The organism is Streptococcus sp. HMSC10A01 (assembly GCF_001807785.1).
Classification (GTDB): Bacteria; Bacillota; Bacilli; order Lactobacillales; family Streptococcaceae; genus Streptococcus; species Streptococcus gordonii.
In genome coordinates, this window is record NZ_KV790967.1 from 72140 (window position 1) to 97150 (window position 25011).

General features: G+C 41.3%; 21 protein-coding genes. 17 read left to right on the top strand and 4 right to left on the bottom strand.

Going from position 1 to position 25011, the window contains the following annotated elements:
• Positions 1 to 31: 31 nt before the first annotated feature.
• Together HMPREF3108_RS03760 and HMPREF3108_RS03765 are read right to left on the bottom strand one after the other, a co-directional pair.
• Positions 32 to 706: a DUF1129 domain-containing protein gene (locus HMPREF3108_RS03760; protein WP_070493352.1), complete on the bottom strand. Its 675-nt coding sequence runs from the start codon at positions 704 to 706 to the stop codon at positions 32 to 34.
• Positions 707 to 724: 18 nt separating this feature from the next.
• Positions 725 to 1669: a magnesium transporter CorA family protein gene (locus tag HMPREF3108_RS03765; protein ID WP_008809852.1), complete on the bottom strand. Its 945-nt coding sequence runs from the start codon at positions 1667 to 1669 to the stop codon at positions 725 to 727.
• A 129-nt stretch (positions 1670 to 1798) separates the two neighbouring features.
• Here HMPREF3108_RS03765 and uvrA point away from each other — a divergent pair, with 129 nt between their 5' ends.
• The 8 genes from uvrA (at position 1799) to HMPREF3108_RS03805 (ending at position 10541) form a co-directional block, all read left to right on the top strand.
• Positions 1799 to 4630 carry an excinuclease ABC subunit UvrA gene (gene uvrA / locus HMPREF3108_RS03770; protein WP_070493355.1) on the top strand — a complete coding sequence of 944 codons (2832 nt, stop codon included), beginning with the start codon at positions 1799 to 1801 and terminating at the stop codon, positions 4628 to 4630.
• A 152-nt stretch (positions 4631 to 4782) separates the two neighbouring features.
• Positions 4783 to 5844 carry a M24 family metallopeptidase gene (locus tag HMPREF3108_RS03775; protein ID WP_045504427.1) on the top strand — a complete coding sequence of 354 codons (1062 nt, stop codon included), beginning with the start codon at positions 4783 to 4785 and terminating at the stop codon, positions 5842 to 5844.
• Positions 5845 to 5894: 50 nt separating this feature from the next.
• Positions 5895 to 6827, top strand: coding sequence for a Tim44 domain-containing protein (locus HMPREF3108_RS03780; RefSeq protein WP_061594112.1), 933 nt, complete (start codon positions 5895 to 5897; stop codon positions 6825 to 6827).
• Between the two features lie 8 nt (positions 6828 to 6835).
• Positions 6836 to 7939 carry an SPFH domain-containing protein gene (locus HMPREF3108_RS03785; protein WP_070493358.1) on the top strand — a complete coding sequence of 368 codons (1104 nt, stop codon included), beginning with the start codon at positions 6836 to 6838 and terminating at the stop codon, positions 7937 to 7939.
• A gap of 139 nt (positions 7940 to 8078) precedes the next feature.
• A complete protein-coding gene (gene efp / locus HMPREF3108_RS03790; protein ID WP_009754238.1) occupies positions 8079 to 8639 on the top strand; it encodes an elongation factor P in 561 nt (186 codons plus the stop codon).
• 19 nt (positions 8640 to 8658) lie between these two features.
• On the top strand, positions 8659 to 9048 hold the full coding sequence (locus HMPREF3108_RS03795) for an Asp23/Gls24 family envelope stress response protein (protein WP_008809845.1): 390 nt from the start codon (positions 8659 to 8661) through the stop codon (positions 9046 to 9048).
• Positions 9041 to 9466: a transcription antitermination factor NusB gene (gene nusB, locus HMPREF3108_RS03800; RefSeq protein WP_045504424.1), complete on the top strand. Its 426-nt coding sequence runs from the start codon at positions 9041 to 9043 to the stop codon at positions 9464 to 9466. Before HMPREF3108_RS03795 ends, nusB begins: the two co-directional genes overlap by 8 nt.
• Before the next feature lie 217 nt (positions 9467 to 9683).
• Positions 9684 to 10541 (top strand): 5'-nucleotidase, lipoprotein e(P4) family, encoded by an 858-nt coding sequence (locus tag HMPREF3108_RS03805; protein WP_070493361.1) that lies wholly within the window; start codon positions 9684 to 9686, stop codon positions 10539 to 10541.
• Positions 10542 to 10616: 75 nt separating this feature from the next.
• Here HMPREF3108_RS03805 and HMPREF3108_RS03810 read toward each other — a convergent pair whose 3' ends face one another.
• On the bottom strand, positions 10617 to 11582 hold the full coding sequence (locus HMPREF3108_RS03810) for a LacI family DNA-binding transcriptional regulator (RefSeq protein WP_048777232.1): 966 nt from the start codon (positions 11580 to 11582) through the stop codon (positions 10617 to 10619).
• Positions 11563 to 13017 (bottom strand): sucrose-6-phosphate hydrolase, encoded by a 1455-nt coding sequence (locus HMPREF3108_RS03815; protein WP_048777277.1) that lies wholly within the window; start codon positions 13015 to 13017, stop codon positions 11563 to 11565. Before HMPREF3108_RS03815 ends, HMPREF3108_RS03810 begins: the two co-directional genes overlap by 20 nt.
• Before the next feature lie 197 nt (positions 13018 to 13214).
• Here HMPREF3108_RS03815 and HMPREF3108_RS03820 point away from each other — a divergent pair, with 197 nt between their 5' ends.
• From HMPREF3108_RS03820 to HMPREF3108_RS03860, 9 genes are all read left to right on the top strand, one after another.
• On the top strand, positions 13215 to 15125 hold the full coding sequence (locus HMPREF3108_RS03820; protein ID WP_070493364.1) for a sucrose-specific PTS transporter subunit IIBC: 1911 nt from the start codon (positions 13215 to 13217) through the stop codon (positions 15123 to 15125).
• A 252-nt stretch (positions 15126 to 15377) separates the two neighbouring features.
• On the top strand, positions 15378 to 17492 hold the full coding sequence (locus HMPREF3108_RS03825; protein ID WP_070493367.1) for an ATP-dependent Clp protease ATP-binding subunit: 2115 nt from the start codon (positions 15378 to 15380) through the stop codon (positions 17490 to 17492).
• Between the two features lie 173 nt (positions 17493 to 17665).
• On the top strand, positions 17666 to 17998 hold the full coding sequence (yajC, locus tag HMPREF3108_RS03830; RefSeq protein ID WP_061596484.1) for a preprotein translocase subunit YajC: 333 nt from the start codon (positions 17666 to 17668) through the stop codon (positions 17996 to 17998).
• Between the two features lie 260 nt (positions 17999 to 18258).
• On the top strand, positions 18259 to 19008 hold the full coding sequence (locus HMPREF3108_RS03835) for an isoprenyl transferase (RefSeq protein WP_048777228.1): 750 nt from the start codon (positions 18259 to 18261) through the stop codon (positions 19006 to 19008).
• Positions 19009 to 19016: 8 nt separating this feature from the next.
• Positions 19017 to 19820: a phosphatidate cytidylyltransferase gene (locus HMPREF3108_RS03840; protein ID WP_048777225.1), complete on the top strand. Its 804-nt coding sequence runs from the start codon at positions 19017 to 19019 to the stop codon at positions 19818 to 19820.
• A 156-nt stretch (positions 19821 to 19976) separates the two neighbouring features.
• The gene (gene rseP / locus HMPREF3108_RS03845; RefSeq protein WP_176744514.1) at positions 19977 to 21233 is read left to right on the top strand and encodes an RIP metalloprotease RseP; all 1257 of its coding nucleotides are present in this window, start codon (positions 19977 to 19979) and stop codon (positions 21231 to 21233) included.
• Between the two features lie 75 nt (positions 21234 to 21308).
• Positions 21309 to 23159: a proline--tRNA ligase gene (locus HMPREF3108_RS03850; RefSeq protein ID WP_048777223.1), complete on the top strand. Its 1851-nt coding sequence runs from the start codon at positions 21309 to 21311 to the stop codon at positions 23157 to 23159.
• A gap of 258 nt (positions 23160 to 23417) precedes the next feature.
• On the top strand, positions 23418 to 24113 hold the full coding sequence (locus HMPREF3108_RS03855) for an ABC transporter transmembrane domain-containing protein (protein ID WP_070493370.1): 696 nt from the start codon (positions 23418 to 23420) through the stop codon (positions 24111 to 24113).
• Positions 24089 to 24994 (top strand): ATP-binding cassette domain-containing protein, encoded by a 906-nt coding sequence (locus HMPREF3108_RS03860; RefSeq protein WP_070493373.1) that lies wholly within the window; start codon positions 24089 to 24091, stop codon positions 24992 to 24994. The genes HMPREF3108_RS03855 and HMPREF3108_RS03860 overlap by 25 nt, the downstream gene beginning before the upstream one ends.
• The last annotated feature ends 17 nt before the right edge of the window (positions 24995 to 25011 follow it).

Here is a 25011-nt window from a genome sequence, read left to right on the forward strand (position 1 = left end):
TCCTAAGCAAATCAGCTTAGGAATCAAAAAATTAGTAGCGTCTCGGGTTAGCTGTGGCGCTTTTAATGTTGAATTTTTTCTTGAGGTACCAGCGTCCTACTAAGGAAAGACCACCAATCATTATGACAAGGAGGTTTGGCAATTGCGGATTAAGGAAGCTTGGTAGGAAGGCGCTAAGAGTGAAAGCTACCAACCAAAGTAGAACAGCACCACTCATAACAATGGCAGATTTCCAAAAAGGTGGTTTAGTACCGTATTTTTGGTCCGGTTCATAGTAGCGATAAATGAAATGGTAGAGTGAATAGAAAACCAAACCTCCTGTTAAACTACCCAGAATCAGAGTTGTGAAACCATAGGGATTCGGTGTTTTTGCAAAGTAGTTAACTGCTCCTTGGAAAATAGATAAAAGTCCGAAAATCAAAAGAGCAGAATCCAAAATCATGAGGCGTGGATCGTCATTTTGTGCAGGATTTTCAGTTGCTTTTTTCTCTGCAGTGGTTAATTGCTGGACCCAAGCGGTAGGAGCCCCGTAGAGACCACGGGCAGTGATTCCTTTGGACTGGTTTTCAAGGATGGTAGGAATGATTCCCTCTAGGAGGACTTTGATTTCCTCGTCGGTTTTCCCAGCTTCAATCAGCTGGTGAGTAGCAATGCGAATAAATTCTTGGTTTTTCTTGCTAAGTTTGTCTATAGATACTTGTGACATAGGCTTTCCTTCTAACAATTAAAATAGTTTTTTGTGCATGAGGTAAACGGTAAGAGAACCGCTGATAGCAAAAGCGATAAACATGATAATCCAAAAGGCATGAGGTTCGCCATTGAGTGGGATATCGTTATTTTTAAAGTTCATACCATAGGCAGAAAAAATCATAGTTGGAATGGACATAACGACCGTTACCAAGGCCAGAGTTTTCATAATGTTGTTCTGGTTATTGGAAATAATGGACGCAAAGGTATCTGTCATCCCACGCAGGATATTTCCGTAAATATCTGCCATCTCGATGGCCTGCTGGGTCTCAATCAAGGTGTCTTCTAGCAAGTCTTCATCCTCTAGGTATTTCTTGATATTGCTAGTGGCGCTGGTCAGTTTTTTAATCACGCGCTCATTGGTTTTGAGAGAGGCCTTGAAGTAGACAATGGTTTTTTCCAACTCCATGAGTTCAATCAACTCTTCGTTTCGCGTAGACTGGTGTAGCTGGCTTTCAATCTGCTCGCTCTTGCGGTCAATAGAACGTAGGGCTGTTAGATATAGCTCGGCATTACGATAGAGAATCTGAAAGATAAAGCGTGACTTCATAAAGGTGTAGAAGTTGCGCAGGCGACGGTGGATGAAGATATCCAACAAGGGGAGTTTTTCCAAACAGGTGGTGATAATAGCATCCTCTGTCAGAATGATACCAAGCGGAATAGTGACATAATAGGTCTTGTTGTTTCTTTCTTCAGTGATGGGAACGTCCACGATAATCAAAGTATAGTCATCTTCGATGGTTACCCGGGACATTTCTTCCGCATCGAGTGGCGCCCGTAAGTCGGTGATATCAATGCCGAAAGCATTAGCAATTTCAACTGATTCGCTCTGGGAAGGATTGACAAGATTGATCCAAGTGCCCGATTCGAGGGAGTCGATCTCTTTGAATTCGGTCGTAGTTGATAAAAAGACTTGTTTCATGCTCTTTTTCCTTTCCAGATTGTTTTTTTAGACACCGTACTATTATACTATAAATTCACGATTTTTGGGGCAAAAGAATAGAGAAAATTTTGATATAATAGAGAATGTTTAAAGTGAAGTGAGGTTAAGATGCAAGATAAAATTGTGATCCATGGAGCGCGAGCTCATAATCTAAAAAATATTGATGTAGAAATTCCTAGAGACAAGCTGGTCGTGGTGACAGGATTATCCGGTTCAGGCAAGTCCAGCCTGGCTTTCGACACTCTCTATGCTGAGGGGCAACGTCGCTATGTGGAGAGTTTGTCAGCCTATGCTCGGCAGTTTTTAGGCAATATGGAAAAGCCGGATGTAGACTCAATTGATGGTCTTAGCCCGGCTATTTCCATCGATCAAAAAACTACTAGTAAAAATCCCCGTTCAACTGTAGGGACTGTCACTGAGATCAATGACTACCTGCGCTTGCTCTATGCCCGTGTTGGAACGCCATACTGTGTCAACGGCCATGGAGCTATTAAGGCTTCCTCTGTTGAGCAGATTGTTGACAAGGTCTTGGAGCTTCCAGAGCGCCAGCGCTTGCAGATTTTGGCACGGGTTATCCGCAAGAAAAAGGGCCAGCATAAGACTGTTTTTGATAAGATTCAGAAAGACGGCTACGTCCGAGTGCGAGTGGATGGTGAAATTTACGATGTGACAGAAGTTCCTGAGTTATCAAAGAGTAAGCAACATGACATAGAGGTTGTGGTAGACAGAATTGTCATCAAAGAAGGGGTGAGGAGTCGCCTCTTTGATTCGGTCGAAGCTGCTTTACGGATTGCAGAGGGTTATGTGGTTATTGATACCATGGATGGGAAAGAATTGCTCTTTTCTGAGCATTATGCCTGCCCAGTTTGTGGCTTTACGGTGCCAGAACTTGAGCCACGTCTCTTCTCTTTCAATGCGCCCTTTGGCTCCTGTCCGGACTGTGATGGTTTGGGAGTAAAACTAGAAGTAGACCTAGATCTTGTGGTGCCAGATTCTAGTATGACTTTACGAGAAGGTGCACTGGCGCCCTGGAATCCGATCTCTTCCAACTACTATCCGCAGATGCTAGAACAGGCGATGACCTCCTTTGGCATTGACATGGACAAGCCTTTTGAAGAGCTGAGTGAAGAAGAAAAGCAGCTGATTTTCTTTGGCTCAGATGGACGAGAATTCCATTTCCACTATGAAAATGAATTCGGAGGCGTGCGAGACATTGACATACCTTTTGAGGGAGTAGTTACCAATATCAATCGTCGTTACCATGAGACCAATAGTGACTATACTAGAACTCAGATGCGAACCTATATGAATGAGTTGTCCTGTGTAGCTTGTCATGGCTATCGTCTTAGTCCTCAGGCCTTGTCGGTCAAGGTTGGAGGCGAAGCTGGTTTACATATCGGTCAGATTTCAGATCTGTCTATTGCAGATCACTTGCTTCAGTTGGACAAGCTTAGCTTGACTGAGAATGAAGCCACTATCGCGCGTCCTATTCTCAAAGAAATTCATGACCGCCTGACCTTCCTGAATAATGTTGGCCTTAATTACCTGACTTTGTCTCGCTCGGCTGGGACTTTATCAGGAGGTGAGAGCCAGCGGATTCGCTTGGCGACCCAGATTGGCTCTAACCTAAGTGGGGTCCTCTATATCCTGGACGAGCCCTCTATTGGCTTGCACCAACGTGACAATGACCGCCTGATTGCCAGTCTCAAGAAGATGCGTGACCTAGGAAATACCCTCATCGTGGTTGAGCATGATGAGGACACTATGCGGGAGGCAGACTGGCTGATTGATGTCGGGCCGGGAGCAGGAGTCTTTGGTGGTGAAATCGTAGCGGCTGGCACTCCTGCGCAAGTGGCTAAGAATAAGAAGTCTATTACTGGACAGTACCTATCAGGCAAGCGTGAAATTCCAGTACCGCTGGAACGTCGTGTAGGAAATGGGCGTTTTATCGAAATTACAGGCGCAGCTGAAAATAATTTGCAGAACATTACAGCTCGTTTCCCACTTGGGAAGTTTATTGCTGTGACGGGAGTTTCGGGATCCGGTAAATCGACCTTGGTCAACTCTATTCTAAAAAAGACCTTGGCTCAAAGACTCAATCGTAATTCGGATAAGCCTGGAAAATTTAAAACAATCTCTGGAGTAGATTATATAGATCGTTTGATCGATATTGATCAAAGTCCAATTGGTCGGACACCGCGCTCCAACCCTGCTACCTACACTGGAGTTTTCGATGATATTCGGGATCTTTTTGCTCAAACCAATGAAGCCAAGATTCGTGGCTATAAGAAGGGCCGTTTTAGTTTTAACGTTAAGGGTGGCCGTTGTGAGGCCTGCTCGGGTGACGGTATCATCAAAATCGAAATGCATTTCTTACCGGATGTTTATGTTCCTTGTGAAGTTTGTCATGGAAGACGCTACAACAGTGAGACCTTAGAAGTACACTACAAGGAAAAGAATATCTCACAAATCTTAGATATGACAGTTAATGATGCAGTTGATTTCTTCAAACATATTCCAAAGATCAATCGGAAGTTACAAACAATTAAAGATGTGGGCTTAGGGTATGTTACTTTAGGACAGCCAGCGACTACTTTATCGGGTGGTGAAGCCCAGCGGATGAAGCTGGCTAGTGAGCTCCACAAGAGATCGACCGGTAAGTCTTTCTACATCTTGGATGAACCGACGACTGGCCTTCATACAGAGGACATCTCTCGTCTGCTAAAAGTTCTGGATCGTTTCGTTGATGATGGAAATACTGTCCTAGTTATTGAGCACAATCTAGATGTGATTAAGACAGCTGACCATATTATAGACCTAGGTCCAGAAGGTGGTGTCGGTGGTGGTACGATTATTGCAACTGGTACACCAGAGGAGGTCGCTGCCAACCCAACTAGCTATACTGGTCAGTATCTGAAAGAGAAGTTGCACCAAAAATAGTATTTTATAAATCCTTGCCACCTGTATGTTGGCAGGGATTTTTATTATGTGGAATTTCTTAGTAATACGGCCGAAATATTGCTTGATAAAAATACTTCTCTTTTATTTGTTTTTTGATATAATATGCTTAACTATTTTACGGAGGTTTTCTCATGTTATCAAGAGTTGAAAAATTTGAAGCAGCATTGGCTCAGACAGAATGTGATGCTGTCTTAGTAACCAATTTGAAAAATATATACTATCTGACTGGCTTTAGCGGAACAGAGGCGACAGTTTTCATCAGTAAGACACGTCGTATTTTCCTGACGGATGCCCGTTATACACTGATTGCCAAGGGAGTAGTTCAAGGATTTGATATTGTTGAAACGCGAGACGCACTTGGTGAGATTGCTAAAATCATAGCGGACGACAAGCTGGAAAAAATTGGCTTTGATGACGAGATTTCCTATGCTTACTTCAAGATGCTAGAAAGTCTTTTCTCAGGATATGAACTGGTGCCCATGACCGGCTTTATTGAGAATCTCCGCATGATTAAAGATGAGCAAGAAATCGCGACCATTCGCAAGGCCTGTCAGATTTCTGACCAAGCCTTCCTAGATGTACTGGACTTTATCAAGCCAGGTGAGACGACAGAGCTAGCGGTTATGAACTTTTTAGATGCACGGATGCGTCAGCTAGGTGCTTCAGGTGCCTCTTTTGACTTTATCATCGCTTCAGGCTACCGCTCTGCTATGCCGCATGGCGTGGCTAGTGACAAGGTCATTCAAAAGGGAGAAACCCTAACCATGGACTTTGGCTGCTACTACAATCACTATGTCAGTGATATGACGCGGACTGTTCATGTGGGGCAAGTGACAGATGAAGAGCGGGAGATTTATGATATTGTCCTGCGTAGCAATCAAGCTCTGATAGAAGCTGCTAAGGCTGGTCTCAGTCGGATCGATTTTGACCGAATTCCGCGGCAGATTATCAACGATGCTGGCTATGGCCCTTACTTTAGCCACGGGATTGGCCACGGTATCGGTCTGGATATCCATGAGATTCCTTACTTTGGCAAGTCAGAAGAGCCGATTGAGGCAGGCATGGTCCTGACCGATGAGCCTGGAATTTATCTGGATGGCAAATACGGCGTCCGCATCGAAGACGATCTCCTCATTACAGAAACAGGCTGTGAAGTGCTAACCCTTGCGCCAAAAGAATTGATTGTTATTTAGATTAAAGAATCTTTTCTTACCCTGTTAATTTAAAGTATAAAAAGAGGCTTATGAAAAAAGGTATTTTAGTATTTGCGACCATCTTTCTTGTTCTACTCTTCTTTTTAGCCCCTGCCGTTGATGCTGGTGTGGGAAATTCTGAAAGTGGTGGTAGTAGCTTGATTGACTCGGGTGGCGGAAGCAGTTGGTCTGGAGGTGACAGTTGGTCTGGTGGTTCGAGCAGTTATAGCTCAGGCTCTGGTTCGGGTTCTTCGGGAAGTTTTGCCGTTGTTGTCATCGGTGGTGTTATTGGTTTACTGTATAATTTAGTAAAAGGTACAGATGAGACTAGTTCTTCAAGTAATGAATTAAAAAGAACGACTGAGGAAAGAGCCGGCAAGCCGATTCAGAATAATCTCGAAGCGATTAGACAACTGAAACAACAGGATCCAAACTTTGATGAAGAGCGTTTCTTGTCACAGGTGAAGGTAATCTACCTTCGACTTCAGTCTGCCTGGACCGAGAAAGATTGGGCTTCGGTTCGTGGCTTAGAAAGTCCGAGTCTCTACGACCAGCACAGCACTCAGCTACAGGAGCATATTCGAGCGAAAACGACCAATGTCTTGGAACGTGTACGAGTGGAAAATTCTAAGATTAAAGATTTCTATCCAAATCCGCAAGGACATGATAGACTGGAAGTGATCCTGTCATCGACTATGAGGGATTATATCAGGGACGATGAAACAGGGCGGATTATCGAAGGTGATCCAACCAAGGACTTATTTACAGTCTATCGCCTAAACTTCATTCGTCTGCATGATGTTAAAACTGAAGAAGTCACTAAGACTGACATTCTTAGTGACCACTGTCCAAATTGTGGGGCTCCTCTGACGATTGACTCTGTTTCCAAGTGTGAATACTGTCAGGCTTCCTTGGTACGGACAGCTCAAGATTGGCTCTTGGACACCTATGATGTTGTCGATGAAATTGAATTTTATAAATAGGAGATAGTATGGGATTTATTAAAGCAGCCCTTTCTGGGGGCATCAGTAGCTTTCGTGATAGCAAATTTAAAGAAGCGGTTGTTCTGCCTGAGTCTGTTCCGTCAGAAGCCTTGGCAGTTAAAGGTGTTCTGTTAACAAAAGACCCTGATGGTCAATCTCGACACAGCAATCAAAATACTGGTCTTTTAACGGATGGCTCTCTGGTAATTGTTCCTCAAGGCTATGTAGCTTTATTGGTCAACAATGGAACTTTTTTAGGAGAACTTTTGGAAGCTGGTAGCCACGAATGGCAAGCTGGCGACAATGCTTGGTTACTAGAAAAAGGTGGGATCAAAGGGACTTGGGAAAACTTTAAGAATCGCTTCTCATTTGGCGGACAAGTGGTGACCCAACAAGAAATTATTTATTTCAAGATCCAGCCTTTCACAGGCAATAAATTTGGAACTCAAAACCCTGTTGAATACTTTAGTGAACGCTATCAACAACTGCTTAGTATCAGATTTTACGGGCTGTATGATGTCAAAATTGCGGATCCAGTTCTCTTTTATATTAGTTCTGTAAGTCGTCAGATTACAGCAGATCAACCATTTACCTTACAAGATGTAGCAAAAGGAACCCTACGCCAAAATCTGCCACCAAAGATTGCGGTTGCCATCGCAAAGTATACTGCTGACAATCAAGTGGACATCTATAGCCTCAATGCTAATCAAGAAGTCTTTAATGAACTTGCAAAACAAGAGGTCAATCAAACTTGGACGAGCTTATATGGTTTGGAAGTAACCAGTGTCCTCCTTGAAGACCTAAGCTATGATGAAGATAGCATGGCGACTGTTCGCAAGCTTGATAGTGAGTTAGTGGCTATGAAATACAACACGATTGAAATTGAGGAGCGCAGGGCGCGTAATGAGGCTCTGATTGCTGCAGCCAAAAACGAAGGCGGAAACGGCATGAATCTTTTGATGGGGATGAACCTTGGCCAAGCCTTAGGTGGAGAACTCCAACAACAAGTTTCGTCTTCTCAAGGCAAGGAAAAAACATTTTATATTGAGGTGGATGGGAAATATGTCCATGTCAAGAAAGATGAAGAAGGAAATATCGTTCCAGTAGACTGAAGTAAGTGTACGGTATGGTATGGTGAACAAGTCTGAAAATTTAGTAACTGCAACCAATTGGAGTTGATTGTTATTTGAGAATTATCAGGCTTTATGGTACAATAAAGAGTAAATTATTTATTAAAGAGGTAAAAATCACATGATTGAAGCAAGTAAATTGAAAGCTGGTATGACTTTTGAAACAGCTGATGGCAAATTGATCCGCGTTTTGGAAGCAAGCCACCATAAACCAGGTAAAGGAAATACGATCATGCGTATGAAATTGCGTGACGTCCGTACTGGTTCAACTTTTGATACAAGCTACCGTCCAGAAGAAAAATTTGAGCAAGCTATTATTGAAACTGTTCCAGCTCAATACTTGTACCAAATGGATGACACTGCTTACTTCATGAATACTGAAACCTATGACCAATATGAAATCCCAGTAGTCAATGTTGAAGATGAATTGAAATACATCCTTGAAAACTCTGACGTAAAAATCCAGTTCTATGGAAGCGAAGTGATTGGTGTGACAGTGCCAACAACTGTTGAATTAGTTGTAACTGAAACTCAACCATCAATCAAGGGTGCTACTGTAACTGGTTCTGGTAAACCAGCTACTCTTGAAACTGGTCTTGTTGTTAACGTTCCAGACTTTATTGAAGTTGGACAAAAATTGATCATCAACACTGCAGAAGGAACTTACGTTTCTCGCGCATAATATAGAAGAGGTAATCACTATGGCAACTGAACAATTAGGTGAAATTGTTATTGCGCCACGCGTTTTGGAAAAAATCATTGCGATTGCAACTGCAAAAGTAGACGGAGTTCACTCTTTTGCAAACAAGAGTATGTCAGATAGCTTAGCTAAGCGTTCTTTGAGTCGTGGGGTCTATCTTCATACTGCGGATAATGGCGATGTGACAGTGGATATTTATCTTTACTTGGAATATGGTGTAGGGGTTCCTACCGTTGCTATGGCTATTCAAAAGGCTGTGAAAAGTGCTGTCCATGATATGGCAGATGTAAGTTTGTCAGCTGTTAATGTCCATGTTGCAGGTATTGTTCCAGAAAAATCTCCAAAACCAGATATGGCTGATTTATTTGACGAGGATTTCCTCAATGAGTAAGGTAATGGTAGACTCAAGACGTGATTTACGTGAGCGCGCATTTCAGGCATTGATGAGTCTGGAGTATGATGGGGATATAGTTGAAGCTTGTCGCTTTGCTTATCTACATGATAAAGAAGAAGAGGAACAAGTTGAACTTCCGATCTTCTTGCTCAATCTAGTTAATGGCGTAATGCAATCCAAAAGTGAGCTCGATGATAAGATTACTCAGTATTTGAAGGCTGGTTGGACCTTAGATCGTTTGACTCTGGTAGAGAAAAATATTCTACGTTTAGGTTTGTATGAGCTACTAGAATACGACGAGACACCACAGCTTGTTGCAGTTAACGAGGCTATTGAGCTGGCGAAAAAATTCTCAGATGAAAAATCAAGTAAGTTTATCAATGGGATTTTGAGTCAATTTGTTACAGAAGAATAAAAAGCCGAGATTCTTATCTCGGTTTTTTTGGTGTAAGGAATCTAAAAAGAATGCAGATGGAGCTAGTGGTGAAGTAATACAAAAGATCAAAACCCTTACGTGAAGCTAGTCCTTCAAAAAATAGCGAATTATTAGATGCTCAGATAAGGCTCTTTCTTGACAATCGTTATGAAAACGTTATAATTTTATTAGATTAATATTAGGAGGATGTTTTTTTATGAAAGCAACGAAAGCTACCGTAACTATTTTTTCTGCATTGGCATCAGTTATTATTTTGACGAGCTGTGCTTCGAAATCAACAGAAAATAAGACAACAGAGAGCAGTACATCGGATAATAAGATTTCGATGACCTATGAACAGCTTCGTTCGAAAGAAAATACCATGTCTACTCTTTGGTATCAAAAGGCGGCTGAAACCAAGGCATTGTATTTTCAAGGCTATAACGTTGCAACGAATCGTCTGAAAGAATTATTAAAGACACCGACAGAAAAACCTTATTCCATCGTCTTAGACTTGGATGAGACTGTACTGGATAACAGCCCTTACCAAGTGAAAAATGTAAAAGATGGCACAGCATTTACACCTGAAAATTGGGATGTTTGGGTCCAAAAGGCTGAGGCTAAAGCCGTTCCAGGAGCAAAGGAATTCCTCCAATTTGCTAATGAAAATGGTGTACAAATTTACTATGTTTCTGACCGTGCGGCTAGTCAGGTAGATGCAACCATTAAGAACCTAGAAAAAGAAGGCATTCCTGTTCAGGGGCGTGACCATTTGATGTTCTTGGAAGAAGGCGTCAAGTCAAAAGAAGGACGTCGCCAAAAGGTTCAAGAAACGACAAATCTAGTTATGCTATTTGGGGATAATTTAGTTGACTTTGCAGACTTCTCCAAAAAATCTTCTGAAGAGCGTGACAAAAAATTGGACGAACTTCAAAAAGAATTTGGTGAAAAATTCATCATCTTCCCTAACCCAATGTATGGATCATGGGAATCCACAGTTTACAAGGGCGAAAAATTAGACGCTAAGGGTCAAGTTGAAGAGCGTGAAAAAGCCTTAGAAAGCTTTGATAAATAGTCTGAGAGTTTTTTGAAAGATTAGACATAAAAAAGACAACCTCCTTTTTTGAGGTTGTCTTTTTTGGGATAAAAATCAAATGCTTTTGCCAGGTAATAGACTAACTGGTAGGAAATAACCAGTCGTTTGAACTTCTTGACCAGCAATCTTTTTGAGGAGTAGGTCCACAGATAGATGAGCAATATCTTTCAGTGGTTGCTTGATTGTTGCCAGCTGTGGGTAGTAGTTCTCCACAAAGTAGGTGCCATCGTAGCCAATGATTTTTAAATCTTCGGGAATCTTGATGTCCAGCTCTTGAGCGACCTTCATAATTAAAATGGCTGTCAAATCATCTGAAGCAAAGATAGCATCTGGCTTCTCATGGGTCAAAATGTGCTTGATTTCCATTTCCTTTCGGACGGGAGAATAATCGCTAGATACATTGATGATTGGGGAGTCTGGAAGAACAGAGGCGAAGCCAGCATGGCGCAGACCAGTCGGGGAATTAGAGTTGTCATTGCCAGTAATCATGATGATGTTTTGGGCTCCAGCCTTGACCAAGGTCTGAGCAGCCAGCACTCCGCCACCATAGTTGTCTGAGGAGACGACAGGGATATCCGGCGAAAGATTGCGGTCAAAGGCAATGATTGGAGCAGTCACGCGATTGTAGTCCTCGATGCCCAGATTGTGGCTACCAGAAATGATGCCGTCCACCTGATTGGCTTCCAGCATCTCAAGGTATTCACGCTCCTTATCAGAGTCATGCTCACTATTGCAGATGATGGTTTTATAGCCCTGTTTAAAGAGCTCGTGCTCCAATTTACCAATTAATTCTGCATAAAAGACATTGCTGATATTAGGGAAAATGAGTCCAATTAGCTTGGCCGACTTTCCCTGGAGGCTGCGCGCCAGATTATTGGGCTTGTAGGCCAACTCTCGCATGGCTGCCTCAACCTTAGAAATCGTTTTGTCGGACAAGTATCCTTTTCTGTTGATGACGCGGGAAACAGTTGTTGGGCTGACTCCTGCAAGTTTTGCTACATCAGTTAGCTTTGCGACCATAATCTAATTCGTAGTAAGTACCGGTTGGATTGCCCTTGGTAATGGCAATACCTGTCTGGTCTTCTCTCGGGAAGACACGGCCGGAAAATACTTTCTCTCCTTTATTGATGAAAATTTCAAAAATTGATTTATCTATAAATATACTAGCGTTTGTTGCTTCTTTGTCAATATTACAGCTTCGGCTGGTTCCAAAGTCCAGAGCGAATGGCTCACCCGCTTGACTGCGATCAACCGTTACTTGACCTGCTTTGAGGTCAAAATTGATGCGTAGTCCCTTGCCATCCTTGTCCGCAAAGAGGATGATTTCGTGCTCGGTGTTCGCAGCGAAATCTAGTTCTAGTTCGTAGCTGTTCTTGCTTTCTGCCAGAGCAGTGAAAGGCTGTTCCTCTGCTCGCAAATCCTTGATAGCAGGCACTGGGTACTGGTAGAGCTTGCCGTCTTTCAAAGTCAATTCTTTGACGAGAGAGAAAACCCCTTGATGGTCGAAGCGGTCAGATGGGTATTCTATATCAGGTAGACCTAACCAGCTGACAGCCAGTGCACGACCGTCAGGCGCGTTAAAAGCTTGGGTCGCGTAGCAGTCGAAGCCGTAGTCTAAATTTTGGATAGGGCTAGGATCAATCATAGCAGCTTTGTTTGTGTCAAACGATTGACCTATTTTATACATGTTTGGATAAATATCGCTATAGTCTTGTACATCCTTGGACAAACCTTGAGGGCAATAGAGCAGGACTGGCTGGTCATTTATGAAAACAAGGTTTGGACACTCCATCATATAGGCTGTCTTGTCATTGGCGAAGTCTAAAACACCGACGACTTTCCAGTTGGTATAATCGTTATCAACTGCCTTGTAAAGTTTGATATAGCCTTGCTTGTCTAGATTTTGTCCACCTACAATAGCGTAGAATTGACCTTTGTAGTTAAAAATCTGGGGATCGCGAAAATGATCAGTCGCTTCAGCAGGTTGTTCAATCAAGACCTTGTTAATTTTTTCCAGCTTGCCTGATTTGTCTAACAAGGCACCAATCTGATAGGGGTGACGCACCCAATTCTCATCACGGACATTTCCGGTGTAGAAGAGAAAGAGCTTGTCGTCAAACTGCATGGCAGAGCCAGAGTAAGCGCCGTGGCTGTCTAGTGCGGTGTCTGGCAGTACACGGAGCCCAGTTTCAGTAAAGTGAACTAGGTCATCGCTCTCCAGTTGTACCCAGCATTTGAGGCCGTGTGCTGCTCCGAAAGGGAAGTTTTGGTAGAAAACAACCCACTTGCCATCAAAGTAAGAAAAGCCGTTGGGGTCATTGAGAAGTCCAGTCTGTGGTTCCACATGGTAGCTGGCCCTCCAAGGGGATTTTGCAATATTCTCCTTAATCTGCTGCACTTCATCCTGAGTCCAGTCTTCGTAGCGTCTGTAGCGTTTTTCAGTTGTCCAAGCCAAACCATATTCCTCCGTCATGTATTTTTTCTTACTACTATAGTAAACGTTTTCCGCCTAAAAATCAACTTTAAACACATAAAAAATAAAATTTCTGCAAAACGCTTGACATATTTTTAGATCATGGTAAAATAATATTCGTAAAGGTGATTAAATCGCTTTCAAAAAAGTTTAACAAATTAATAAGGAGATTTTTGCAAATGGACAATCAGGATATTGCAAAAAAGGTCGTCGAAGCCTTGGGTGGACGCGAAAATGTCAACAGTGTAGCCCACTGTGCGACTCGTCTACGCGTTATGGTCAAAGATGAAGGAAAAATTAATAAAGAAGTGATTGAGAACTTGGATAAGGTTCAAGGAGCTTTCTTTAATTCAGGTCAATACCAAATTATCTTTGGTACTGGTACAGTCAATAAAATGTATGATGAAGTTGTTGCACTTGGTTTGCCAACATCATCTAAAGAAGATATGAAAGAAGAAGCTGGCAAACAGGGAAACTGGTTCCAACGAGCTATTCGTACTTTCGGTGACGTCTTCGTTCCACTTTTACCAGCTATTGTTGCAACAGGGTTGTTTATGGGTATCCGTGGTGCGATTGCACAGGACCAAGTATTATCTTTGTTTGGTACAACTGCAGAAGCTTTTAAAGCAACAAACTTCTATACCTATACAGTTGTTCTAACAGATACCGCTTTTGCATTCTTTCCAGCCTTAATTTGTTGGTCTGCCTTCCGTGTTTTCGGTGGTAATCCATTGATTGGTTTGGTTCTAGGATTGATGATGGTTAACTCAGCTTTACCAAATGCGTGGGCTGTTGCTTCTGGAGATGCTAAGCCAATTTTGTTCTTCGGATTTATTAAAGTTGTCGGTTATCAAAACTCAGTTTTACCAGCATTTTTTGTTGGTTTGATTGGTGCAAAACTTGAAAAGTGGCTCCATAAGCGAATTCCTGATGTATTAGATTTACTAGTTGTACCATTTTTGACCTTCTTAGTAATGTCTATTTTAGCTTTGTTTGTCATTGGACCTGTTTTTCACGAGGTTGAATCATATGTTAAAGTCGCTACAACTTGGTTACTTAGCCTACCACTTGGTTTGGGTGGTTTAGTTCTTGGTGGAGTTCACCAAGTTATTGTTGTGACAGGTGTCCATCATATTTTCAATCTACTTGAGTCTAACTTGGTAACTTCAACAGGAGCAGATCCACTTAATGCTATTATTACAGCTGCTATGACTGCTCAACTTGGAGCAACACTTGCGGTTGGTGTTAAAACGAAGAATCCAAAACTCAAAGCTCTTGCTTTCCCAGCAGCTCTTTCTGCGGGACTTGGTATCACTGAACCTGCTATTTTTGGGGTTAACCTTCGTTACGGAAAACCATTTATCATGGGTCTGATTGCTGGTGCTGCAGGTGGTTGGTTCGCAAACACTTTAGGGTTGGCAGGAACTAGCTTTGGTATCACAATTGTTCCTGGTACCCTTCTTTACCTAAATGGTCAAATTCTTCAGTACATTTTTATGGTATTAGTAACGACTGGTCTTGGTTTTGGATTGACTTATGCTTTTGGTTATAAAGACGAAGAAGAAGTAGCTACTGAAGTAGAGACAGAACGTTTGGTTGAAGAAGAAACAACAGGTAACATTCCTGTGTCCCTCCAAAACGAAACAATTCTTGCTCCAGTTGCTGGGGAAGTTGTTCCTCTTGCAGATGTTAATGATCCAGTATTTTCAAGCGGAGCTATGGGGCAAGGTTTGGCAATCAAGCCAAGCGAGGGAGTTGTCTATGCTCCGGCTGATGCAGAGGTTACGATTGCTTTTGCGACTGGACATGCATATGGTCTTAAAACTTCTAATGGTGCAGAAATCTTGATTCACGTTGGTATTGATACGGTATCAATGAATGGTGAAGGTTTCAATCACACTGTAGCACAAGGTGATAAAGTCAAAGCAGGTGATGTTCTAGGAACATTTGATTCAGCTAAGATTGCTGCAGCTGGTCTCGAAGATACAACTATGGTTATCGTGACGAATACTGCGGACTATGCTTCTGTAACTCCAGTAGGTCAAGGGACAGTAAGCAAAGGTGATGCTGTTATTGAAGTAAAAGCATAAAAATTTAAGTACAATATAGAAAAACAGATATTCAAATTTGGATGTCTGTTTTTTTTTGTATTTTTCTTTCAAAAATACAACCTTGTAGAAAAAAATAAGGATAGAAACTCAAGTGATTACACTTGTAAATTTTTTTTAAAAATTGAGCATAATTTGTTGACAATCCTTTTGTACCATGATACAATTACAAATGTAAACGAAAATACGAAACAAAATATCGTTTGCAATTCTTGAAAATGAAGAGGTATAAATATGAATAACAATTACAACAATTTTAATAATATGGATGACTTATTTAATCAATTAATGGCTGGAATGCGTGGTTACAATAGTGAAAACCGTCGTTACCTAATTAACGGCCGTGAAGTGACGCCAGAGGAATTTGCACAATATCGTGCTACTGGTAAACTACCTGGTCAAGGAACGGGTGAACAGGATTTACAAACTGCTGGTCATGGACCTAAGCAAGATGGCATCCTGGCTAAGCTGGGTCGCAATCTGACTCAAGAAGCTCGTGATGGTAAATTAGATCCAGTCATTGGGCGTAATAAGGAAATCCAAGAAACAGCTGAAATCCTTTCTCGTCGGACTAAGAACAATCCAGTTCTGGTCGGAGATGCAGGTGTCGGAAAGACCGCTGTAGTGGAAGGTTTGGCTCAGGCTATCGTCAATGGTGATGTACCAGCGGCTATCAAGAACAAGGAAATTATTTCTGTTGATATTTCTGGTCTGGAAGCTGGTACCCAGTATCGTGGTAGCTTTGAAGAAAATATCCAAAACTTAGTCAATGAAGTCAAGGAAGCTGGCAACATCATCCTATTCTTTGACGAAATTCATCAAATTCTAGGAGCAGGATCTACCGGTGGAGATAGTGGCTCTAAGGGACTAGCGGATATTCTCAAACCAGCGCTTTCTCGTGGTGAGTTGACAGTTATCGGGGCTACTACTCAGGATGAGTACCGTAACACTATTCTCAAAAATGCGGCTCTAGCTCGTCGTTTCAATGAGGTTAAAGTCAATGCACCATCTGCAGAAGATACCTATAAGATTCTCCAAGGTATTCGTGACTTGTACGAAAAACACCACAATGTCATCCTGCCAGATGAAGTGCTGAAGGCTGCTGTGGACTACTCTGTTCAGTATATTCCACAAAGGAGCTTGCCAGATAAGGCGATTGACCTGGTTGATGTAACGGCAGCCCACTTGGCGGCTCAACATCCAGTGACTGATGTCCATGCGGTCGAGCATGAAATCGCTGAGCAAAAAGACAAGCAGGAAGCCGCTGTTGAAAAAGAAGATTTCGAAGCAGCCCTCAATGCTAAGACTCGCATTGAAGAGCTTGAAAAGAAAATTCAAAACCACACTGAGGATATGAAGGTGACAGCTACAGTCAACGACGTGGCAGAATCTGTTGAACGTATGACGGGCGTACCAGTATCTCAAATGGGTGCTAGCGACATTGAGCGCCTCAAGGGCATGAATGACCGTCTCAAAGCTAAAGTAATCGGCCAAGACAAGGCTGTAGAAGCTGTGGCTAGAGCTATCCGACGTAACCGTGCAGGCTTTGATGAAGGGAATCGCCCAATTGGTAGCTTCCTCTTTGTTGGTCCGACAGGTGTTGGTAAGACGGAGCTTGCTAAGCAACTAGCTTTGGATATGTTCGGTACTAAAGAGGCCATCATTCGTCTGGATATGTCTGAATACTCTGATCGGACTGCTGTGTCTAAGCTGATTGGTACGACTGCAGGATATGTTGGTTATGATGACAATAACAATACTCTGACAGAGCGGGTACGTCGCAATCCATACTCTATCATTCTCTTGGATGAGATTGAAAAGGCTGATCCACAAGTGATTACCCTTCTCCTGCAAGTTCTGGATGACGGCCGTTTGACAGATGGTCAAGGGAATACAGTTAACTTCAAGAACACAGTCATCATTGCGACTTCCAATGCTGGATTTGGCTACGAAGCTGGCTTAGAAGAAGATGCAGAAAAACCTGATCTGATGGACCGACTCAAAGCTTACTTCCGTCCAGAATTCCTCAATCGTTTCAATGCGGTTATTGAGTTCTCTCATCTCAAGAAAGAGGATCTGATGGAGATTGTGAATCTCATGCTGATCGAAGTAAATCAAACCTTGAGCAAGAAAGAAATTGATCTAGCTGTATCTGATGCAGCTAAGGAATTCCTACGTGACGCTGGTTATGACCAAGTCATGGGTGTTCGTCCACTCCGTAGAGTTATCGAGCAACAAATTCGTGACAAGGTGACTGACTTCCACTTGGATAATCTAGATGCTAAGCATTTGACAGCTGATTTAGAAGATGGTGTCTTGGTTATTAAGGAAAAGGAGGGGGCTAAGTAAGTCCCTTTCTCTTGAACTTTTAAAAGATAGACCAGCTATTAGTGATGTTAAAAAAGTCTTTTAAAATCGTCTTTAAAGCCTTTTGTAGTCAGGTCGAAAGAACAGTCCTCTCTTGTAAAAAAAAGAGAAATTTGTTATAGTAATGAAGACATGAAAAACGAAAGGAGACGACTATGGGATACCAAATGATTATCATGTTTGTGGTCATGGCTGGATTGATTTTCTACATGAACCGCACACAGAAAAAACAAGCGGAAAAACGCATGGAAAGCTTGAATAAGCTCCAAAAGGGTTATGAGGTCATCACAATTGGCGGTTTGTATGGAACTGTTGATGAAGTGGATACTGAAAAACGGACCGTTGTTTTGGATGTTGATGGCGTTTATTTGACTTTTGAATTAACAGCGATCAAGACAGTCTTACCACAAGCTGAAGCAGAAGTTGATCCTGAAGCAAAAGTAGCGATTGAGGCTGATGGTGTGGAAGAATCTGCTATCGAAGAATAAGAAAAAGAATCTGAGGATCTCGGATTCTTTTTTTACCTTTTTATCAGAGTCTGTAGTTTTGGGGCATTTCTTGAAAAATAAAAGAGGAAAGCCTATAATATAAGCAGGTAAGGCCTTTCAAAAGAACAAGAGGCTGTGAATGAGTGGTTTTACGAAGCTTCTTAGCCTAGTTTTGGGTGCTCACTGTCAAAAAACTTGCTAAAACAACACTTTTGTTAGATTTATGATATAATAAAATGATTAAAATTTAGGATAAAGCTATGTTTCACTTAAAAAAGAAAGAAAAAGTAACCATCCCCCTACAGGTGCCAAAGCATATTGGGATTATTATGGATGGAAATGGCCGTTGGGCCAAGAAGAGACTGCAACCTCGTGTGTTTGGACATAAGGCGGGTATGGAGGCTTTGCAGAATGTCACCATTGCAGCCAAAGAGATGGGCGTCCAGGTTTTGACGGTCTATGCTTTTTCAACAGAAAACTGGTCTCGACCAGAAAAAGAAGTCAAATTTATCATGAACCTGCCTGTTGAGTTTTATGAGCGTTATGTGCCAGAATTGCACAAAAACAATGTAAAGATTCAAATGATTGGCGATGTGGCTAGATTACCTAAGGCTACATATGATGCTTTGGTTAAAGCAGAAGAGCTGACTAAACTCAATACTGGCTTGATTTTGAACTTTGCTTTGAACTATGGTGGACGGGCAGAATTAACTCAAGCCATTCGAAATATTGCTCAAGAAGTTTTGGATGCCAAGTTTAACCCAGGTGATATCAGCGAGGAAATGATTGGGGATTATTTACAGACAAGTAACCTGCCTCGTATTTTGCGGGATCCTGATTTGATCATCAGGACTAGCGGAGAATTACGTCTTAGTAATTTCCTTCCTTGGCAAAGTGCCTATAGCGAATTGTACTTTACAAAGACTTTGTGGCCGGATTTTAATGAAAAATCTTTAAAAGAAGCTATCGAAGAATATAGTAAGCGTCAGAGACGCTTTGGTGGTGTTTAGGAGAATATATGGATAAGGATTTACAGACGAGATTGATTTTTGCGGGAGTGGCTCTTGCAATTTTCCTTCCTTTGGTCGTATTAGGAGGGGTCGCTTTTCAGATTGTTGTAGGTGTTTTAGCCATGTTGGCAGTACATGAATTGCTCCGAATGAAGGGCCTAGCGACGACAACTCTTGAAGGTATGTTGGCTATGCTGGCGGCCTTTGTCTTAGCAGTTCCGATTGAGTATTATTTTACCTTTTTGCCGATTGATGGAAATGTGATTGCTTATACTCTAGTCGTCTTTTGCTTATTGGGATCTATAGTCGTTGGTAGCAATTATACTTTTGATGATGTGGTCTATCCGATTGCAGTTAGTTTCTATGTGGGATCAGGTTTTAATGCCCTTTTAGATGCTCGAGTTGCAGGCCTAAACAAGGTGCTTTTGGCTCTTCTAATTGTTTGGGCAACAGATAGTGGTGCTTATCTCTTTGGTCGCCGTTTTGGTATGAAAAAGCTAGCTCCAACAATTTCACCCAATAAAACTGTTGCAGGTGCCCTCGGTGGTATCGCGTCTGCGATGGTAGTCACTTTCATTTTTGTTTTGATTGATGGAAGTGTGGCTGCTCCGCATAATCGCTGGCTTTTGGTTTTATATGCTATTTTCTTTAGTATAGCTGGACAGTTTGGAGACTTGGTGGAAAGCGCCATTAAACGTCATTATGGTGTCAAAGATTCTGGTAAGTTTATACCTGGCCATGGTGGTGTTTTGGATCGCTTTGACAGTTTGCTCTTTGTCTTCCCTCTGATGCGGATTTTAGGTTTATTCTAATTTGTTTAAGATGTGCAGAGTTGGAGATAAGCAGTTTCTTCTGCCTGGAACAAAATTTAATGAAAAACAGAGTACTGGGAGACACTCCCAGCCTCTTTGATTTAGACTCCAGAAGTCAAGATTTAGAAAGGAATGTGTGGTAAGGAAAGTATGGGAATTATGGGACTCCTCACCTTCATCATTGTTTTTGGTATTATTGTAGTGGTTCATGAGTATGGACATTTCTACTTTGCCAAAAAGTCAGGCATTCTCGTTCGAGAGTTTGCTATTGGAATGGGACCGAAAATCTTTTCTCATATTGGAAAAGATGGAACAGCCTATACCATTCGGATTCTTCCTCTAGGTGGCTATGTGCGCATGGCTGGCTGGAGTGACGATACAACTGAAATCAAAACAGGAACACCTGTCAGTCTGACTCTGAATGAAGAAGGCAAGGTTATTCGAGTAAATCTATCTGGCAAGAAGATTGACCAGACAGCCCTGCCGATGAATGTGACAAGTTTTGATTTTGAAGATAAATTAGAAATCACTGGTTTGGTTCTTGAAGAAAGTAGAACCTACTCAGTTGATCACGATGCAACTATCGTTGAAGCAGATGGGACAGAAGTTCGGATTGCGCCTTTAGATGTTCAGTACCAAAATGCAACAATCTGGGGCCGTTTAATCACAAACTTTGCTGGCCCTATGAATAACTTTATTTTGGGTATCGTGGCTTTTTGGATTCTAATTGCTCTACAAGGTGGTGTTCAAAATCTGGACACAAACCACGTACAGGTTGCTCCGAACGGTGCCTTAGCTCAAGCTGGTGTAAAAAATAACGACCAGATTCTAAAGGTTGGTCAGACAGAAATTTCAAACTGGGATGATTTGACTCAGGCAGTTGAAAAGGAAACGAAAGGTCAAAAGAATCCCAAACTTAACCTGACGGTTAAAAGCGGAAACGAGACCAAAGAAGTAACAGTCAGTCCTAAAAAAGAAGGGGACCGTTACTTATTAGGTGTCACGCCAGGTATGAAGTCGGATCTGATGTCCATGATGGTAGGTGGTCTGACCATGGCTTGGGATGCGGCCTTCCGTATTTTAAATGCTTTGAAAAACTTGATTTTCCATCCTAGTCTTAATCAACTGGGAGGACCAGTAGCTATTTTCCGTGTCAGCAGCCAAGCGGCACAAGCTGGTCTGGATCAGGTGATTAGTCTATTGGCTCTGCTATCAATCAATATTGGTATTTTCAATTTGATTCCGATACCAGCTCTTGACGGTGGAAAGATTGTTCTCAACATTATTGAAGCAATTCGCAGAAAACCGCTCAAGCGCGAAACAGAGACTTATGTAACCTTAGCAGGTGTAGCGATTATGGTTGTGCTGATGATTGCTGTGACCTGGAATGATATTATGCGTACATTCTTTTAAGTAAGGGCAAGTGAAGATAAAACGTAGATTGCTAAAGTTCCTTCACTGCCTTCAAATGTAATTAAAGGAGTTTTTATGAAACAAAGTAAAATGCTAATTCCAACCTTGCGTGAAATGCCAAGTGATGCGCAGGTTATCAGTCATGCCTTGCTTTTGCGGGCGGGCTATGTTCGCCAAGTGTCAGCGGGAGTTTATTCTTATCTGCCATTGGCCAATAGAGTTATTGAAAAAGCTAAAAATATCATGCGCCAAGAATTCGAAAAAATTGGTGCAGTAGAAATGTTGGCGCCAGCTTTGCTAAGTGCAGATCTTTGGCGCGAGTCAGGGCGTTACGAGACCTATGGTGATGACCTCTTCAAGTTAAAGAACCGTGAGGGATCAGACTTTATCTTGGGGCCAACCCATGAAGAAACCTTTACTGCCCTAGTGCGTGATTCAGTGAAATCTTACAAGCAATTACCGCTGAATCTGTATCAAATCCAGCCAAAATATCGTGATGAAAAACGTCCTCGTAACGGTCTTTTGCGGACGCGAGAGTTCATCATGAAAGATGCTTATAGCTTCCATGCAAACTATGATAGTTTGGATGTGACGTATGATGAATACAAGTCTGCCTATGAAAAAATCTTCACTCGTAGCGAGATTGACTTTAAAGCTATCATTGGAGATGGCGGAGCTATGGGAGGAAAGGATAGCCAAGAATTTATGGCGATTACTCCTGATCGGACGGACTTGGATCGTTGGTTGGTATTGGATAAATCCGTTGCAAGCTTGGACGAAATCCCTGCAGATGTTTTGGAAGCCATTAAGGCTGAGCTAAGCAACTGGATGGTTTCTGGTGAGGATACTATCGCTTACTCTAGTGAGTCAAGCTATGCAGCTAACCTTGAGATGGCAACGAATGAATACAAGCCGAGCAATCGTGTAGCAGCTGAAACCGAACTTGTTCGTGTGGAAACACCAAACTGTAAGACTATTGATGAAGTTGCAGCCTTCCTAGAAGTTTCTGAGGAGCAAACCATCAAGACCTTGGTATACATTGCAGATGAAAATCCGGTAGTGGCTTTGCTTGTAGGAAACGACCAGCTCAATGAAGTCAAATTGAAAAACCACTTGGGGGCTGACTTCTTTGAAGCAGCAACAGAAGCAGATGTCCAAGAATTGTTCGGAGCAAACTTTGGCTCTCTTGGTCCAGTTAATTTGCCAGAAGAAGTGACCATCATCGCTGACCGTAAAGTTCAAGACTTGTCCAACGCTGTTGCTGGAGCTAATGAAGATGGCTACCACTTGACAGGGGTAAATCCTGGGCGTGACTTTACTGCTGAATATGTCGATATCCGTGAAGTTCGCGAAGGTGAAATTTCTCCAGATGGTAATGGTGTTCTGAAGTTTGCACGTGGGATTGAGATTGGGCACATCTTTAAACTGGGGACTCGTTACTCTGACAGCATGAATGCGACAGTTCTAGATGAAAATGGCCGAGCAGTTCCCCTTGTGATGGGTTGCTATGGTATCGGTGTTAGCCGTCTACTTTCAGCTGTCATGGAACAGCATGCCCGCCTCTTTGTTAATAAAACCCCTAAAGGTGAGTATCGTTATGCTTGGGGAATTAACTTCCCTAAAGAATTGGCACCATTTGACGTTCATTTGATCCCAGTCAATGTCAAAGATGAAGAAAGCTTGGCTTTGACCGACAAGATTGAAGAAAGTTTAGTTGGAGCTGGCTATGAAGTCTTAGTCGATGACCGCAATGAGCGGGTTGGTGTTAAGTTTAGCGATAGCGACTTGATTGGTCTACCAATCCGAGTAACCGTTGGTAAGAAAGCTGCTGAAGGCATTGTAGAAGTCAAAATTAAAGCAAGTGGCGATACCATTGAGGTCCATGCGGACAACTTGATCGAAACCTTGTCTATTTTAACGAAATAAGATAAACTGCCAGTTTTGCCTGGCAGTTTTCTTTTTGAAAATTTCCTTTTTGGTAAAGGGGAAAAAAGGAAGTTAGGCACTATGAAGATACAACAAAAAATATACCGTTATTTTATTTTATTTAAAAAAATAAAAAAATGGTATATTTTGTTATTGACGTACTAGATGAGCAGTGCTACAATGTAAACATTAGGAGTAAAAGTGAGTAAATATTTTATTTAGATAAGGAACTTTCAATCTTTAAGGAGACAACTGTAAATGAAGATTTTGTCAATTTTGAATAAAAAAAATGTAATATTAGCTATTCTGTTCAGTTTGTTAACGGGATTGGATACTTTAGTTGTTCCAGTTATTGTTAATGGGATTATTGATAGTGTTCAATCAAAAGATATTAGTAACTTATTTTATATTACTTTATATGGTATTGTGGGGTATATACTTTTGCAATTGTGCTTGTTTTTGTGGAAAAAGTACGTTGCAAAAGTTAATTGTAACTTTAGTCAATTAGCTAAATACAGGATATTTACTTATGCTGTTCATAAAAATTTGCCAAGTGAGGACACAGAAAATATAATTTATAACGATATTCCTTTACTTGAGAAGCAGTATGTAGAGGCATTATTAAATTTCCTTTACTGTATTTGGTTTTCCATGATTTCCTTAATATATGTTTTAACAATTTCATGGCAAGTTTCACTTATTTTTATTTTATTTTCAGTTATTCCTTTAATATTGCCAAAGTTTTTTGAAAAGCAATTAAAAAATAGTAGTGTTGAATGGAGTAAAGCTAATGAAGCATTAATAAAAGAAATAAATGAAAATTTACATGCAGTTAGTGTGATGAAGCATTATAGACGAGCATCGTATTTTATTAATCGCTTTCTTTTAAAACTGAACACAAGGGAAAAGAGTACTTATAAAAAAACAAATTGTCCTATAGGGTCACTTTTATAATTAATTCTTTTGCAGTCATTTCTGGAATATTACCTTTTGGTTTAGGCGGTTATTTAGCTATCAAAGGGTACTTATCAATTGGTGAATTGGTTGCTGTGTTTCTTGCTAGTGATAGAGTTTTAAGTCCGCTTGAAAACGCAATTAATCACTGGAATGATATGCGTATAAGCGTCCCAATAAGAGAAAAGTTAGAAGCAATATTGTTTGATTCTGCTATTGAGGAGCTAGTTGACGAAGAAAATAGTCGTTCTATCGAAGATGTTGAAATTATATTTAATAATGTAAACTTTGGATATACATTTCCACTTTTCAATCTCACTGATAATCTAGCGAAAGGCGATAAGGTATTAATTATCGGACCATCGGGAGCTGGCAAAACGACAATTTACAAGACTATATTTAAAGAAATTGATAAATTATCAGGTGATATTTTTATTAATAGTCAAAAAATAGAAGATGTTAAGCAATCTTATATCTATGCTAATGTTGGTTATATACCACAAGAACTTGTTATTTTTGATGATACTTTGCTTTTCAATTTAACATTAGGTGAAAAGTTTTCATCTGAAGAAATAAGTAATGCTACCCAACAATCAGGGTTGCAAAATCTGATATTGAGAAAAGGGGTAGAATATAAAGTTGGAAATAATGGTGAAAAATTATCGGGTGGCGAGAAAGCGAGATTGATTGTTGCGCGAGCATTATTAAGACAGTATTCGCTTATTTTAGTGGATGAATTTTCCTCCTCTCTCGATAATAAAACCGCATCAAAAATTAGGGACGTTTTATTAAATACAAATGCAACTGTGATTGAAATTGCTCATCACTATACAGAAGATGATAAATGTAAATATAGCAAGATTTGGGAGCTTGCCCAATAGGTTGTAAAATATAGGAA